General features: G+C 65.6%; 15 protein-coding genes. 8 read left to right on the forward strand and 7 right to left on the reverse strand.

All coding sequences use genetic code 11. The features are described 5' to 3' along the window. Positions 1–519: 519 nt before the first annotated feature. Both ACODSU_RS23095 and ACODSU_RS23100 read left to right on the forward strand, forming a co-directional pair. Positions 520–1,365 (forward strand): helix-turn-helix domain-containing protein, encoded by an 846-nt coding sequence (locus ACODSU_RS23095; protein ID WP_488845152.1) that lies wholly within the window; start codon positions 520–522, stop codon positions 1,363–1,365. 7 nt (positions 1,366–1,372) lie between these two features. Next, positions 1,373–2,182: a helix-turn-helix domain-containing protein gene (locus ACODSU_RS23100; protein ID WP_488845154.1), complete on the forward strand. Its 810-nt coding sequence runs from the start codon at positions 1,373–1,375 to the stop codon at positions 2,180–2,182. Positions 2,183–2,517: 335 nt separating this feature from the next. Here ACODSU_RS23100 and ACODSU_RS23105 read toward each other — a convergent pair whose 3' ends face one another. From ACODSU_RS23105 to panB, 3 genes are all read right to left on the reverse strand, one after another. After that, positions 2,518–2,958, reverse strand: a complete 441-nt coding sequence (locus ACODSU_RS23105; protein ID WP_488845157.1) for a hypothetical protein — start codon at positions 2,956–2,958, stop codon at positions 2,518–2,520. Positions 2,959–3,375: 417 nt separating this feature from the next. Continuing rightward, positions 3,376–4,215: a pantoate--beta-alanine ligase gene (panC, locus tag ACODSU_RS23110; RefSeq protein WP_488845159.1), complete on the reverse strand. Its 840-nt coding sequence runs from the start codon at positions 4,213–4,215 to the stop codon at positions 3,376–3,378. A gap of 33 nt (positions 4,216–4,248) precedes the next feature. Next, positions 4,249–5,130 (reverse strand): 3-methyl-2-oxobutanoate hydroxymethyltransferase, encoded by an 882-nt coding sequence (panB, locus tag ACODSU_RS23115; RefSeq protein WP_488845161.1) that lies wholly within the window; start codon positions 5,128–5,130, stop codon positions 4,249–4,251. Positions 5,131–5,296: 166 nt separating this feature from the next. On the opposite strand from panB, the gene nadC reads away from it, so the two are divergent. The 6 genes from nadC (at position 5,297) to ACODSU_RS23145 (ending at position 11,276) form a co-directional block, all read left to right on the forward strand. Continuing rightward, entirely contained in the window at positions 5,297–6,145 is an 849-nt protein-coding gene (gene nadC / locus ACODSU_RS23120; RefSeq protein ID WP_488845163.1) for a carboxylating nicotinate-nucleotide diphosphorylase, read from the forward strand. Further along, on the forward strand, positions 6,142–7,272 hold the full coding sequence (gene nadA / locus ACODSU_RS23125) for a quinolinate synthase NadA (protein WP_060984398.1): 1,131 nt from the start codon (positions 6,142–6,144) through the stop codon (positions 7,270–7,272). The genes nadC and nadA overlap by 4 nt, the downstream gene beginning before the upstream one ends. Positions 7,273–7,347: 75 nt before the next feature. Further along, positions 7,348–9,186: a chorismate-binding protein gene (locus ACODSU_RS23130; RefSeq protein ID WP_488845165.1), complete on the forward strand. Its 1,839-nt coding sequence runs from the start codon at positions 7,348–7,350 to the stop codon at positions 9,184–9,186. A gap of 439 nt (positions 9,187–9,625) precedes the next feature. After that, positions 9,626–9,826: a hypothetical protein gene (locus ACODSU_RS23135; RefSeq protein ID WP_056058943.1), complete on the forward strand. Its 201-nt coding sequence runs from the start codon at positions 9,626–9,628 to the stop codon at positions 9,824–9,826. Between the two features lie 96 nt (positions 9,827–9,922). Further along, complete coding sequence (locus ACODSU_RS23140; protein WP_488845167.1) at positions 9,923–10,672, forward strand: hypothetical protein; 750 nt, start codon at positions 9,923–9,925, stop codon at positions 10,670–10,672. 166 nt (positions 10,673–10,838) lie between these two features. After that, positions 10,839–11,276, forward strand: a complete 438-nt coding sequence (locus ACODSU_RS23145) for an SDR family oxidoreductase (RefSeq protein WP_488845169.1) — start codon at positions 10,839–10,841, stop codon at positions 11,274–11,276. Here the strand turns inward: ACODSU_RS23145 and ACODSU_RS23150 are convergent. From ACODSU_RS23150 to bioA, 4 genes are all read right to left on the reverse strand, one after another. Next, positions 11,164–11,523 (reverse strand): 5-carboxymethyl-2-hydroxymuconate Delta-isomerase, encoded by a 360-nt coding sequence (locus ACODSU_RS23150; RefSeq protein ID WP_110960097.1) that lies wholly within the window; start codon positions 11,521–11,523, stop codon positions 11,164–11,166. The genes ACODSU_RS23145 and ACODSU_RS23150 overlap by 113 nt on opposite strands. A 76-nt stretch (positions 11,524–11,599) precedes the next feature. Next, positions 11,600–12,820, reverse strand: coding sequence for an 8-amino-7-oxononanoate synthase (gene bioF / locus ACODSU_RS23155; RefSeq protein ID WP_488845171.1), 1,221 nt, complete (start codon positions 12,818–12,820; stop codon positions 11,600–11,602). Next, positions 12,817–13,488 carry a dethiobiotin synthase gene (gene bioD / locus ACODSU_RS23160; protein WP_488845173.1) on the reverse strand — a complete coding sequence of 224 codons (672 nt, stop codon included), beginning with the start codon at positions 13,486–13,488 and terminating at the stop codon, positions 12,817–12,819. Before bioD ends, bioF begins: the two co-directional genes overlap by 4 nt. Then, positions 13,488–14,813, reverse strand: coding sequence for an adenosylmethionine--8-amino-7-oxononanoate transaminase (bioA, locus tag ACODSU_RS23165; protein ID WP_488845174.1), 1,326 nt, complete (start codon positions 14,811–14,813; stop codon positions 13,488–13,490). The genes bioD and bioA overlap by 1 nt, the downstream gene beginning before the upstream one ends.

A 14,813-nucleotide genomic window follows, 5' to 3' on the forward strand; every position in this document is an offset into this window, starting at 1 on the left:
CAAAGTGACCCCACTTACACTGGGGACTGGCGCACTTCGTTGTTGAAACCGCCGCGTTTTTGGCTGGAAGCGCTAGTGGATCGTGCCTTACTAGCTATGAAAATAGTAGCTAATCAAAACTCCAGGTTGTCAATCAACCGCGTGCTGCCAGTGGCTCAGGACCCGACTACATCCCCGCAAAAAGGCGCCCGTGCCACCAGTCGGAAGTGAGTTACTAGGCCGGTATCTTGGCTTGCGGGAGCACTTGTTTGCACCAACAGATTCCCATCTGTCTGTCGAAGTGCTGGGTGGAACAGGGCGGTGGCTGACCCGAATTCCGCTAGCTCAGGTGAGACTGGAACGCGCTTGTAAATTTCCGACAGACGCTTCAAGGTTTCACCTAGGTCATAACGCCCATTTGGTAAAGCTATCATCATTCGCACATAGGTAGGGATAGCACAAGGCAGGCTGATGGTTACCGGGAGGGGTACTTCCACGCGACCTGCAGCCAATCGGCGAACAGACCAAGAAGATCTCAGCATGTCGTATCACCTGGCACTCAGGAGCTTGCTCACCGCACGCAGGGCTATTGGCGAAGACCGTTTTGCTGACTGCCTTCGTCACAGTTTGATGGGGGATGTTTCCGCCGCTCATTTGCGCAGCGAAATGCACCAGTCGGCTCATCGAGAGCTGACCGTCACTTCCATCAGTGACCGACTCGGTGAACTATTGGCGGTGGACCTGAATCCGGCAGGCCAAGTGCTGCGACTGAGCCGTACGGATCGCGCTTACCACGGTCTGTGGGACGCGTACAACCAGAGGGGAAACGTCGTCGCTCGTGTGGCCTATGGGTCAGGCCGGCGATCCCCAGCCTCGCACGCGCCGTCCTCATGCCGCTTCCATCATGACCAGAGCGCTCGGCGAATCGAGGAGCGTATGCATGAGCGCCTGCTTGAAAGCTACCAACGTGTGACGTCTGTGAGGTTGTTGGGCAACGTTCGAAATTCTCGGAGTTGGTCAGACCATGTGGCAGACGCTCGGGTCAGCGCTGTGGCGCGCATTCTGGGGGCTGGACAGTTGGTCGTTGAGCTGTGCCAGTACTTTGAGATGTTTCCCCACGCCAAGGTGCAGGACGCTTGCCTGCGACTCGGCGCTCATCCTCGAACGGTGGAGAGGCGCATGCGTGAACTGGGCATCACAGCCGTCATGCTCAAAAGAGCCTGCATGCTGACCTCCGCCACCCACGACATCCTTTGGACCCAGCGAGACTTTGATGACATCGCCAAGAGGAGCGGCTACACCGATGGAGCGCATTTGTGCAAGACGGTGTCGATGGCCACCGGCGGCATCACACCATCGATGTGCCGTTCGTTTGTGCTGACTTGAGATTCGTATGTCTTACAGTCTTCCCATGCGGGTGCTTGAAGCGCTGAATCGCAAGCCCTCAATCAATCTTTTTCAGGAAAACGTAGCCAACGTTTTAACCTCTTATGTGACTTTGGAGAAAAAGCGCCAGCTTATGCACTCCGTAGAGGGGGCAATACCTTCTTTGCAGTCACTGGAAGCGCCCTGGCGGGAGTTAGCTTGCCTTGACCTCAGTCCGACCGGTTTGTTTTTTGGACACAGCCGTTCGTACGCAGAAATAGCGGAGCTATGGGATGCGCACAGCACGTACGGCGAAGTGATAGATCCCAGCGTGTGTAAGGAGCAAGGCATCTATCCCACCAAGGAAGTTTCGAGAGTCCATTTCCGCATGCTAGAGGGATACGGCGCATTCTTCGATCACTGCTTGCATCAGAACCGGCGCAACCCTTATCCGTCAAGTGTCCGCCACGGATTCAACCTCAAAGACGTGGCAGGGATTTTCAACGCTCCTCTTTTGCTGCAGGACGCCTGCGATTTTTTTCTGACCTTCCCCAGGTCGAAGGTGTCTGATCTGTACACCGCGTTGGGTTTGCATCCGCGCACTGGCGAACGACGCTTTGCAGCAGAGGGCGTTTCAGCACTGGCCATCAAGCGCGCCTGCGCTATCTCATCGGCCTCCCGCTACATCCTCTGGTCAGACTTGTCCTTGGCGGAAATCGCAGCCAAGTTTGGGTACACCGACGGGGCACACCTGCACCACGAGTTCAGGCGCTCGACCGGGGGAATACCACCTGCTGCATATCGCCGAGCGGTGCGTGTTCAGCATTACGCTAAGTGAGCGCTCCCCAGGTGCCCTGCTTTCACGCTGGGGACGAGCGTCATCCATCAAATTGCTGGACTTGGTCCGCGGGATGCCCGTGATGCCCGCGGAGGCATCATGGGCAAAGGAGGCGCGTCAGGGGACGCAAAGGTAAGTCTGACCCACGGCCCCGCAGGACTTTTTCGCCTCTTCGGTTTGCCCCACTGGGGTTTGCGTTGTTGTCGTTGCCTCCGGCGTGGGTCGTGGTGCCTTGCCAGAAGTTTGGGCATGAGTCGGCGTTAAGGCGGCGCAGCACAAGAAGACCATCAGGGCGATGTGTTGAAGTTGCTTGACCATAGCTCGCTCCTACTCAGTCATTCATCGCGGCCACTGCTGCACGTCAACTCCATGGCGCCGACTTTCAAAGCGCCGACCTGTACCGGCCCGTACTCTTTGATGACCACTTCGTAGCCCACGACAGCTGGCTGAATCAGTCGGCGATCCGCACTAGCTTGTTGAAGCATGGGGGATGCATAGTCGGGAATGACCATTCCCTCACGCAGTGAGCTCACAGCCACCACGGCTTTTTTCTCGCTGACCCACGCCACCATCGGCTCACCATTCGGCGAACTGCACATGAACCAGGAATTCGCTGCTGGCAAGTCTTGAGGCCAAGCATTGCGTTGAGCATGTGCGTGCAGTCCGCAACCCAATCCCACCGCCACCAGAGCGGCTATCCGAATCAAACGCATGAAAAACTCCCTGTTGAAAACGTTGGTCTTGAGCACTTCGGTAGGAAGTGCGAGCACTGACAACGTGGGAATTGTTGTTTGCGCGGTTTGTAAATCTGCGACTCGGAAATCAGTGACTTCCCGAGAGTGGGGGTGATCAAGCAGTCACTCAATGCAGGTGCAGTAGCACTTGGTGCGGCGGAACCGCTTTGTGACCCGCTGGCCCAATGTGCGCCCGCATCTGCCTCAGCGAATCTGCACCGTGCTGGTGGTGTGTGACGCAGCCAACCAGCTCACCGCACCCGAATGTTCTGAGGAGATAGCGGCGCTGGTGCCTCGGGCAGTGGTTCGCCCGCAGCGGCCGGATCTGATCCGGTATTGCGCCGTACCGCCTTGAAGAGGGACGCACAGGCACGCTGCGCAAGGTCCCCTCTTGTATGAATTTATAGTGGCCATAACGCCCGAAAGGCAGGGGCTACCAGCTATGAAATCAGGAGTAAATCAGAACTCCAGGTTGTCAATCAGCCGCGTGCTGCCCAGCCGCGCAGCCCCCAGCGCCACCAGCGAGCCGGCCGCATCGTCGGCCGTGGCGGGCAGCAGGTCGGCGCGGCGGCGCACCGTGAGGTAGTCGGGCGCCCAGCCGCGTGCGCGCAGCGCGTCCTGCGCCTGGGCCTCCAGCGCGCTGCGGTCGCTGGCGTCCAGCCACTGCTGCGCGAGCCGCTTCAGGGCCTGCGACAGGGCCACGGCCTCCTGGCGTTCTTCCAGGCTGAGGTAGCCATTGCGCGAACTTAGCGCCAGGCCATCGGCCGCGCGGCAGGTCTCGCCCGCCACGATCTCGATGGGCAGCGCAAACTGCCACACCATGTGGCGGATGACCATGAGCTGCTGGTAGTCCTTCTTGCCAAACACGGCCACGCCACCGGTGGCGCCCAGCACGCAGGCAAACAGCTTCATCACCACCGTGCTCACACCCACAAAAAAGCCGGGGCGGAAGTGGCCCTCCAGCATGTCGGCCAGCTGCGGGTCGGGGTGCACCTTGAAGGTCTGGGGCTCGGGGTACAGGTCCGCCTCGCGCGGGGCAAACAGCACATCGCAACCGGCGGCCTGCAGTTTTGCGCAGTCGGCCTCCCAGGTGCGCGGGTAGCTGTCAAAGTCCTCGTGCGGCAGAAACTGCAGGCGGTTCACAAAGATGCTGGCCACGGTCACATCGCCCAGGGGTTGGGCCTGGCGCACCAGGGCGATATGCCCCTCATGCAGGTTGCCCATGGTGGGCACAAAAGCCGGGCGGCGGTAGGGGGCCAGGGCCTGGCGCAGGTCGGCAATGGAGCGGGCAATCAGCATGGGTGGGAAGGGTCAGAGAGATAGGAAAAAGGCTCACCAGGCGTGCACAGCGTTGTCCGGGAAACGCCCATGCTTCACGGCCTGCACATACGCCTCCATGGCGCCGCGCACGCTGTCCGCGTCCTGCATGAAGTTGTGCACGAACTTCGGCATCTTCCCGAGGTTCATCCCAAGCATGTCGTGCAACACCAGCACCTGCCCGGCCGTGCCGTTGCCCGCGCCGATGCCGATGGTGTGGCAGTGCGGCAGCTCGGCCGTAAGGTCAGCGGCCAGCGCAGCGGGCACCATCTCCAGCACCAGCATGGCGGCGCCTGCGTCCTGCAACTCATGCGCCTCTTTGCGCAGGGTGCGGGCGGCATCGTCGGTCTTCCCCTGCACGCGGTAGCCGCCCAGGGCATGCACCGTCTGCGGCGTGAGGCCCAGGTGGGCGCACACCGGCACGCCGCGCTGCACCAGGAATTCCACTGTCGGCGCGGTCCAGCCGCCGCCTTCGAGCTTGACCATGTGCGCCCCGGCCTGCATCAGCACACAGGCGCTGCGCAGCGCCTGTTCGCGGCTTTCGGCATAGGTGCCGTAGGGCAGGTCGGCCACCAGCCAGGCCGTGCCCTGCACGCGGTGCAGGCCGCGCGCCACGCTGGCCGTGTGGTAGGCCATGGTGTCCAGCGTCACTCCCACCGTGCTCGGCAGGCCCTGGCACACCATGCCCAGCGAGTCACCCACCAGAATGCACTCCACCCCCGCCGCATCGGCAACGGCCGCAAAGGTGGCGTCGTAGGCGGTCAGCATGGTGATCTTCTCGCCCGCCGCGCGCATCTGCGCCAGGCGCGGCAGGCTCACGGGGCGGCGCTCGGGCAGGGGCGATGCAGGCGGCAGCGTGCCGTAGGGCGTGGCAGAAACAGGGCTGGTGGCGGTCATGGAGCGCGGTGGGGCCAAAAAATTGCCGCGAGTCTATGCGACCAATACTGGGTGTACTTATTGGTTTCCTGCGCGGGCAGGGCGGGCCTGCGCTGGCACAGTGGCCTTTGCGTTCCCGGTATGCTCGCGGCCCATGACAGCTGCGACACCCCCCGCGAAAAGCACCATGAGAGACAACGATGTAAATGCCCTGGCCCAGGCCGATGTGGCCCGCGCCCTGGCCGAAGACGTGGGCACCGGCGACCTCACCGCCGGCCTGATCGACCCCGCCCGCCGCGCCCGCGCGCGTATCTTGGCGCGGGAAGCCGCCGTGATCTGCGGCGCGCCCTGGGCCGAAGCCGCGCTGCGCGCACTCGACCCCACGGTAAAGATCACCTGGCATGTGAAAGAGGGCCAGCGCTGCGCGCCCGACCAGGTGGTGCTGGAGCTGGAAGGCAATGCCCGCGCGCTGCTGAGCGCCGAGCGCACCGCGCTCAACTTTCTGCAGCTGCTGTCGGCCGTGGCCACCAAGACCCGCACCTATGTGGATGTGGTGGCTGGCACCCGCGCCCACATCGTGGACACGCGCAAGACCATTCCCGGCCTGCGCCTGGCGCAAAAATACGCCGTGCGCGTGGGCGGCGGCACCAACCACCGCATTGGCCTGCACGATGCGGTGTTGATCAAAGAGAACCACATTGCAGCCGCCGGTGGCGTGACGGCGGTGCTGCGCGCCGCACAGGCCGTGGCCGCGCAGGCGACCTTCATCGAGATCGAAGTCGAAACCCTGGAGCAGCTGACCGAGGCGCTGAATGCGGGTGCCAAGATGGTGTTGCTGGACAACATGCCGCTGCCCATGCTGCGCGAGGCGGTGCGCATCAATGCGGGCCGCGCGATTCTGGAAATCTCGGGCGGTGTCACGCTCGAAGGCCTGCGCGAACTGGCCGAGACCGGCGTGGACCGCATCTCCATCGGCACGCTGACCAAAGACGTGAAGGCCACCGACTTTTCGATGCGCCTGCAGGAGCTGGCATGAGCACCGCAACCCTGAACCGCATCGACGTCGAATACGAGCAGCCCGACGAGGCGACATCGGGCGCCGTCTGTTCCACCAAACACGCCTGGGCGCGCGTGCCGCCCGAGCCGTCGCAGGCAGAACGCGCCGCGCTCAAAGACAAGATCCGTCGCCTGCTCAAGGAAAAGAATGCGGTCATGGTGTCGCACTACTACGTGCACCCGGACCTGCAGGACCTGGCCGAGGAAACCGGCGGCCTGGTGAGCGACTCGCTGGAGATGGCCCGCTTTGGCCGGGACCACGCGGCGCAGACCCTGGTGGTGAGCGGCGTGCGCTTCATGGGCGAGACGGCCAAGATCCTGAGCCCGGAAAAGACCGTGCTCATGCCCGACCTGGACGCCACCTGCTCGCTGGACCTGGGCTGCCCCATCGACGAATTCAGCGCGTTCTGCGACCAGCACCCCGACCGCACTGTGGTGGTCTACGCCAACACCAGCGCGGCCGTGAAGGCGCGCGCGGACTGGCTCGTCACATCGAGCTGCGCGCTCGACATCGTGAGCGCCCTCAAGGCCGCAGGCCAGAAGATCCTGTGGGCGCCCGACCGCCACCTGGGCGCATACATCCAGCGCGAGACAGGCGCCGACATGGTGTTCTGGAACGGTGCCTGCATCGTGCATGACGAGTTCAAGGCGCTGGAGCTGGAGCTGCTGAAAAAGCAGCACCCACAGGCCAAAGTGCTGGTCCACCCCGAAAGCCCCGCCGACGTGGTGGCCCTGGCCGATGCCGTGGGCTCCACCAGCGCCATCCTCAAGGCCGCGCGCGAGATGGATGCCACCGAGTTCATCGTGGCCACCGACAACGGCATGATGCACAAGCTGCGCACGCTCAACCCCGGCAAGACGTTTTACGAAGCCCCCACGGCGGGCAACAGCGCCACCTGCAAGAGCTGCGCGCACTGCCCCTGGATGGCAATGAACGGTCTGGCCGATGTGGCCCGCGTGCTGGAGACGGGTGCGAATGCCGTGCATGTGGACCCCGCGCTCATCCCGCGTGCGCGCCAGCCGATTGACCGCATGCTGGCCTTCACGGCGGCGCTCAAGAACGGTCAACCCACCGGCGCACTGGTGCCCCACCTGGGCGCTGCCTGAAAGCGCACGAAGTGTTGATGTTTGCTCATTTTTTGATAGCTATAGGCGCATGATCCGCTAGCGCCTCCGCCTGCTTTGACCCATAGTTGCCGCATTGACTTCACCCAGCCGCTGACTGCGGGCGCCACGCGCCTGCGCCACCGGTTTGAGGCACCGCGCGAGGTGCTGGTGGCCCACGCACTGCACGAGGTACGCAGTGTGCTCGACGCCGTGTTCGCCGCCGCCCAGCAGGGTCGTTGGTGCGTGGGCCATGTGCGTTACGAGGCCGCGCCGGCCTTTGATGCCGCATTGCAGACCCACGCGGCCGACGGCCCGCTGGCCTGGTTTGCGTTGTACGACGCGCCCCAACCCGGGGCCGACGACGCGGTCGACGATGCGGCGGCCGCTGCCCCTGCGCAGGTGGTGTGGAACGACAGCCCCGAGCGCGAGGCGTTTGACGCCGCGCTGGCGCAAATCCAGCAGGCCATCGCAGCGGGTGAGCTGTACCAGGTCAACTACACCGCGCCCTTTCGCGGCACGCTGCAGGGCTCGCCGCAGGCGCTGTTTGCTGCGTTGCTGCGCGCTCAGCCTGGGGGCTATGCCGCCTACCTGCAGGCGGGTGACGAGCAGGTGCTGTCGGTGTCGCCCGAGCTGTTTTTTGACTGGCAGGACGCGCCGGAAGGCGGCACCCTGCTGGCCCGCCCCATGAAGGGAACGGCCCCGCGCGGCGCCACTCCAGAACAGGACGCGCAGCAGGCCGAGCACCTGCGCACGGCGCCCAAGGAGCGTGCCGAGAACGTGATGATCGTGGACCTGCTGCGCAACGACATGTCGCGCATTGCGCTGCCGCACAGTGTGCAGGTGCCTGCGCTGTTTGCCACGCAGGCCTTGCCCACGGTGTGGCAGATGACCTCGGACGTGACCGCACGCACGCGGCCCGGCACCACGCTGACGGATGTGTTTGCGGCGCTGTTCCCTTGTGGCTCCGTCACGGGGGCGCCCAAGGTGCGCGCCATGCAGATGATCCGCGCGCTGGAGCCCGCGCCGCGCGGCGTCTATTGCGGCGCGGTGGGCGTGGTGCGGCCGGGCGGCGCAGCGGGGCCGGACGGCCTGCACCCGGTGGCGGCTACCTTTAACGTGCCCATCCGCACCGTGGTGCTGCGCGGCGTGGGTACTGGTGCGGGCTCGGGTGCGGATGCCTCCCCCGTCGTGGCCGAGGCCACCTGCGGCATTGGCAGCGGCATCACCTCCGGTGCCGAGGCGGGCGCCGAATGGGCCGAGTGGCACCACAAGCGCGCCTTTGTCGAGCGGGCCAGCGCTCCGTTCGAGGTGCTCGAAACCCTGGGCCTGCACCACGGAAAATTCGTGCACGCCGACCAGCATGTGCGCCGAATGGGCGAGGCGGCCGCGCATTTTGGCTTTGCATTCAACGCCCATGCGGTGCGCCAGGAGCTGCAGATTGCCGCCCTACAACACCGCGATGGCGACTGGCGGGTGCGCCTGCTGCTGGCGGCGGACGGCAGCTCGCGCGCCGAGGCCTTTGCGCTGCAGACCACGGCAGTGCCAGTGCGCCTGCAACTGGCGCCACGCCCCTTTGCGGCCGCACACAGCGAGTTTGTGCGCTACAAGACCACGCGCCGCGCGCACTACGCGGCGTTTGCACCCACCCCCCCCGGCGTGTTCGACACCGTGCTGTGGAACGAGGCGGGCGAGATCACCGAAGGCACCTTTGGCAACATCGCCGCGCTCATCGATGGGCGCTGGGTGACGCCGCCCCTGTCCTGCGGCCTGCTGCCCGGCGTGGGCCGCGCCGTCGCACTGCAGGACGGCCACGTGGTGGAGGCCGTGCTGCGCGTGGCCGACATCCCCCGCGTGCAGGGCTGGGCGTTCATCAACAGCCTGCGCGGCTGGCTGGACGCCACGCTGGACGCGTAGCCAACCCTTTTCTCGCAACCTCCCTGTTGGCGTGCCGCGCCACGTGTTTGGCGGCCGCCGCAGAGGCCGTTCAGCGCAGTGGATCAGGCCGTGGGTGTGTTGCCTTCGGTGGTCGTTCAGTCAGCGGGCCGAGCGTTCCAACGCGCATCCTGTGCATCAGGATGTGACGCTGCTTGCCCGGGCTGTAGGCGCGTGCATGGCGCCCACCCAGCCTGACCGCACCGGCCTGGCAAGGCCTGTTGCTGCGGTCTGGCAAATGCCCCCTTTTGCATCCCGCTACCTGCTGTGCGCTTGCTTACACCGCATCGCATCCGGCCCACAGGCCTATAGGATGCGGCCTACAAAAAGCGCTGCGGTGCCCCTCGAACATGAACCCACACAAGACGCCTTTGAAGGCTTTGTGTGCCACCTTTGTTCAACCACTTCGACAGGAGCCACCATGTCTCAAAACAACCCGCAGAACCAGCCCAACACCCCTTCGTCTCAGCGCCAGTCGCCCGCCGGGCAGCAGCAGGCCGAGCAGAGCACGGGCGGCAACACCCACCGCCAGCAAGGTGCCCGCAACGACGCCGACACACACGCGCAGGGCCGCGACCAGAAGCAGCAAGGCAGCCGCGATTCGCACAAGAGCCAGCCCTGAGACCGGGCGGGCCACAACAGCATGTGGCCAGCCGCACCCTTCCATTCCTATTCACTTTCAATTTTTGATATTCCCATTGACCGCAAGGAGAACACCATGGGCTACAGAGACAGCGACGACAGCAACTTTTCCCGCCATGGCATGGGCCGCGATGCCGACGACATGCGCTTTACCGAGCGCGGTGACCACCAGGGCTACGGCAGCGAAGACCATCGCGGCAGCAGCCCTGGCGGTTACCGCCAGGAGTTCGAGAACCGCAATGACCGCAGCGACCGCTATGAGCAAGAACGCTATGGCCACGAACGTTATGGCCAGTACGGCCTGAACCGCAGCCGTGGCGAATCGCAGGGCTACCCGCGCTCGGGGCGCGAAGGTTTTGGCGCGTATGGGCCTCAGGGCCGCTCAGGCTACGACAACGGCCCCGGCCGTCAGCATCAGGCCTGGGGAGCCCCGTACGAGAGCCAGGGTTTTCGCGATGACGAAGGGCGCTTTGCCTCGCCCTATCGCGATGATGAACGCGGCCAGGGTGGCCATGGCAACGCCTATGGTTTCACCCGCAATGCACCGCCCGCCCAGCAGAGCCAGGGCCACCGCGATCCCGACTACCAGCAGTGGCGCGACGAGCAACTGCGCATGCTGGATGACGACTACGACAGCTGGCGCAAGGAGCGCTACCAGAAGTTCTCGGATGACTTCATCCAGTGGCGCTCCACACGCACCAGCGGCAGTTCGGGCCAGCAGCAGCCTGGCCAGCAGAACCAGAAAGGTGCGGGCTCCCAGAGCGCATCCAGCACTGCGTCTGGCGGCAACCAGGGCAATACCGGCAAGTCCAAGGATGCCAGCTGACCGTTGCTGCGACTGACGCGGCCGGGCCGGGGCAGTGTGTACTGCCCCGGCCCGGTCGTTGAACTCGCCGTCCGTACCACCGTGGGCGCACTGGCCTTGAAGCCCAGGCGCCCCTTTTTTGGCTCCGGTTGACCTGGAGCCCCTGTCGGCAGAAAGACATTCCCCCATGACCGCATCCGTCCCCTTCGCTCCCGGCCACCAAGGGTGCGATCCATGCCTTTACCAAGGTGCTGGCGCACAACTGGCCGACCGGGGAATCCGCGTGAGAGCGGTGGCGCCAGGGCCAGTGTGGACACCGCTGATCCCGGAGGACCGCCCGGCCGAAGAGTTGGAAAAGGTTGGCGTCACCACGCGTCTGGACCGCCCGGCGCAACCCGAGGAGATCTCGCCCGCCTACGTGTTACTGATGGCCCCGAGTTGTTCCAGCCATCGTGCAGCCGATCACCGGCAACGCAGGCGACGGGGCCTGAGGCGGGGGCAGGAGCGCAGCGTCAGAGCCGCTCTTTGGCGTACGAGCCCCGGTCCATATCGACGATCTCCACGCTCAATTGCACCATCACGCCCTGGGGCTTGGGGGTGCGCTCGCGCAGCACTGCGGCAATGAGGTCGGACAGCTCCTTCTTGGCTTCGGGCGTGCGGCCTGACAGCAGGCGCAGCTGTGCGTGCACAAAGGCGCGGTTGGCGGGCGCGATGCCGATCTCGAAGCTGTCGGCCACGATGAAGCGCGTCTTCAGATCTGCCTCGTCCTGCACCTGGGGATGTGCGCACAGGGCGGCGTTCAGGGCCGTCAAGGTTTCGGCTTCGGGGTAGTGGGGCAGGTTGGCCGAGTATTCGATGGTCAGGTGGGGCATGGAATCGTCTCGCTGGAAGGATAGGGGACGGCCTGCACTGGCAGGGCGCCTGGGCTGTGCATGGTACTGCGGCTTGTCAACGACTCACCAACGGTGTCGCCAACGCATGCAACACGGCCACCAGTTGCGCCACATCGTCGGTGGTGTGCGCGGCGGACAGCGCAATGCGCAGCCGCGCCGTGCCCGCTGGCACGGTGGGCGGGCGGATGGCAGGCACCCACAGTCCTTTGGCGCGCAGGCCTTCCATCACCGCCAGCGCCGCTTCGTTGCTGCCGATGATCAGGGCCTGCACGGGGGTGTGCGACGGCAGCAGGTGCCAGCCCAGCGATGCTGGCAGCGTGGACAGGCCTTGGCGCAGTTGCGCGATGAGTTCGTCCAGGTGCGCGCGCCGGTCGTCGGCCGCCTCCATGAGCTGCAGGCTTTGGCGCAGTGCGCTCGCCAGCAGCGGTGGCGCGGCGGTGGCAAAGATGTAGGTGCGCGTTTTTTGCAGCAGCCATTCGATGAGGGCCGCATCGCCGGCCACAAAAGCGCCCGCCACGCCCGCTGCCTTGCCCAGCGTGGCCATGTACAGCACGCGGCGCGAGGCGTGGGGGCCCGTCAGCCCCGCCAGTGCCAGGCTGCCGCGCCCTTGGGGGCCCAGCACGCCAAAGCCGTGGGCATCGTCCACCAACAACAGTGCGTCGTAGCGCTCACACAGCGCGAGCAGGGCTGGGATGTCGATGAGATCGCCGTCCATGCTGAACACCGCATCGCTGATCACCAGCTTGCGCCTTGAGGGGCTGGCGGCAAGCTGCGCTTCCAGCGCTGCCAGGTCGGCGTGGGGATAGCGGTAGATGGTGGCGCGCGCCAGGCGGGCACCGTCAATCAGGCAGGCGTGGTTGAGTGCATCGGAGAACAGCGCATCGCCGTCACCCACCAGCGCGGGGACGATGCCGGTGTTGGTGGCATAGCCCGCGTAGAAGTACAGGGCCCGGGGCAGTTGTACATAGGCCGCCAGATCGTGCTCCAGCGCATCGTTGGCAGCGCTGTGGCCGCTGACCAGCGGCGAGCCGCCCGAGCCCACGCCATAGTGGTGTGTGGCCTCGCGCGCGGCTTCGGCCAGCGCAGTGTGGCCCGCCAGGCCCAGGTAGTCGTTGCTGCAAAAGGCCAGCATGGACCGGCCGTCCACCAGCAGGCGGGCACCGCCGGCGGGCTGCACCACACGGCGGCGGCGCAGCAGGTGGGCGCGTTCGATGTCGGCCAGGCGCGCGGGGATCTCGTCGAGCCACGACGTTTGTGGTGCCGTGGCGCTTGTCATCGCCAGTCCTTGGGCAAATCAAACACCAGGCTGCCGGGTTCGGGTAGCTCCTGGTGCGGCACATCGGCCAGCAGCGGTGCACCCAGCCGGGCACGCAGGTAGGCAATGTTGTCCTCCACCGCCTCCATGTCGGGGTCCACCCGGTTGGCCACCCAGCCCGCCAGCGTGAGGCCCCGCGCACGGATGGCCTCGGCGGTCAGCAACGCATGGTTCAGGCAGCCCAGCCGCAAACCCACCACCAGCACCACCGGCAAGGCCAGGGCCTGGGCAAGGTCTGCGCCAGTCAGCGTATCGGTGAGCGGCACATGAAAGCCGCCTGCTCCTTCCACCACCACGGCGTCGGCCTGAGCGGCCAGCGTTTGGTAGCTGGCGACGATGGCAGCGATGTCGATCTGCACACCCGCCCGCGCCGCGGCGATGTGGGGCGAGAGCGGGTCGGGCAGCAGCACGGGGTTGTCCAGCGATGGCGGCACGGCCAGGGTAGAGGCCGAGCGCAGCGCAATCGCGTCTTCGCTGGCCCAGTCGTCCCCCCAGGGCACCAGGCCAGCCGCCACGGGCTTCATGCCCACCACGCGGCGGTGGTGGCGCGCCAGAGCGTGTAGCAGCCCGGCGGACACCAGCGTCTTGCCGACACCGGTATCGGTGCCGGTCACAAAACATCCCATCATCAACTTTCCTCCTGCAGGGTGGCGCTCAGCGCATCGAGCGCGCCGCTGGCGAGGCACTGGACGGCCTCGTCGTCGAGCGCATAGGGCGGCATGGCGTACAGCGTTTTGCCAATGGGTCGCAGTACCAATCCGCGTGCCATGGCTTGCTGGTGGTAACGGCGCGCAAAGTCGGGCAGCGGGGTGTTCACATCCCAGGCCCAGATCATTCCGATGCGGCGTGCATGCCGCACACGCGGGTGCTGTGCCAAGGGTGCGCACGCCGCATCGATGCGCTGCGCCAGCGTCTGGTTGGTTTTCAGCGCATCCAACTGTTCAAACAACTCCAGCGTGGCCAGCGCCGCGCGGCAGGCCAGCGGGTTGCCGGTGTAGGAGTGCGAATGCAGAAAGCCCCGCGCCACATCGTCGTCGTAGAACGCGGCGTACACCGCATCGGTGGTGAGCACGGCCGACAGCGGCAGTGTGCCGCCCGTGAGGCCTTTGGACAGGCAAATGAAATCCGGCCGGATTCCGGCCTGCTGGTGGGCGAACATGGTGCCCGTGCGGCCAAAGCCCACGGCGATTTCGTCTACCACCAAGTGCACTTCGTAGCGGCTGCACAGCGCACGCGCCAGGCGCAGGTATTCGGGGTCGTGCATCGCCATGCCCGCTGCGCATTGCACCAGGGGCTCCACGATCAGCGCGGCGGTGGTGGCGTGGTGCTCCTGCACCCACGCCTCCAGCGCCGCAGCGGCACGTCGGGCCACGTCCTGTGCGGTCTCCCCCGGTGCCGCACCGCGTGCGTCAGGGCTGGGCACGGTGTCGGCCAGGCGCACCAGCGGGGCATAGGCTTCGCGAAAGATCGCAATGTCGGTCACGGCCAGCGCGCCCACGGTTTCGCCGTGGTAGCCACCGGCCAGACCCACAAAGCGGCTCTTGGCGGGGCGACCGGTGTTGCGCCAGTAGTGTGCGCTCATCTTCAGGGCGATCTCGGTGGCGGCTGCGCCGTCGCTGCCGTAGAACGCATGGCCCAGGCCGGTGAGGGCGGCCAGTCGCTCGGACAGCTCCACCACGGGCGCATGGGTGAAGCCCGCCAGCATCACATGGTCCAGCTGGCCAAGCTGGTCCACCAGCGCGGCCTGGATGTGTGGGTGGCTGTGGCCGAACAGGTTGACCCACCAGGAGCTGATGCCGTCCAGATAACGCTGGCCATTGGTGCCGTAGAGCCACGGGCCCTGCGCGCGGGCAATCGCCACGGGCGGCTGGGCCTCGTGCCGCTTCATCTGGGTGCACGGGTGCCAGACGGCAGCCAGGCTGCGGGCCACCAGAGCGTCATGGGTCGGTGCCAT

The sequence above is a fragment of the Acidovorax sp. FG48 genome (assembly GCF_057809085.1).

Coding starts and splice junctions, on each gene's coding strand:
- ACODSU_RS23100 (WP_488845154.1), top strand. CDS start 1,373: ATGTCTTACAGTCTTCCCATGCGGGTGCTTGAAGCGCTGAATCGCAAG.
- ACODSU_RS23140 (WP_488845167.1), top strand. CDS start 9,923: ATGGGCTACAGAGACAGCGACGACAGCAACTTTTCCCGCCATGGCATG.
- ACODSU_RS23095 (WP_488845152.1), top strand. CDS start 520: ATGTCGTATCACCTGGCACTCAGGAGCTTGCTCACCGCACGCAGGGCT.
- ACODSU_RS23150 (WP_110960097.1), bottom strand. CDS start 11,523: ATGCCCCACCTGACCATCGAATACTCGGCCAACCTGCCCCACTACCCC.
- ACODSU_RS23135 (WP_056058943.1), top strand. CDS start 9,626: ATGTCTCAAAACAACCCGCAGAACCAGCCCAACACCCCTTCGTCTCAG.
- nadA (WP_060984398.1), top strand. CDS start 6,142: ATGAGCACCGCAACCCTGAACCGCATCGACGTCGAATACGAGCAGCCC.
- nadC (WP_488845163.1), top strand. CDS start 5,297: ATGAGAGACAACGATGTAAATGCCCTGGCCCAGGCCGATGTGGCCCGC.
- bioA (WP_488845174.1), bottom strand. CDS start 14,813: ATGGCACCGACCCATGACGCTCTGGTGGCCCGCAGCCTGGCTGCCGTC.
- panC (WP_488845159.1), bottom strand. CDS start 4,215: ATGCTGATTGCCCGCTCCATTGCCGACCTGCGCCAGGCCCTGGCCCCC.
- panB (WP_488845161.1), bottom strand. CDS start 5,130: ATGACCGCCACCAGCCCTGTTTCTGCCACGCCCTACGGCACGCTGCCG.
- bioD (WP_488845173.1), bottom strand. CDS start 13,488: ATGATGGGATGTTTTGTGACCGGCACCGATACCGGTGTCGGCAAGACG.
- bioF (WP_488845171.1), bottom strand. CDS start 12,820: ATGACAAGCGCCACGGCACCACAAACGTCGTGGCTCGACGAGATCCCC.
- ACODSU_RS23145 (WP_488845169.1), top strand. CDS start 10,839: ATGACCGCATCCGTCCCCTTCGCTCCCGGCCACCAAGGGTGCGATCCA.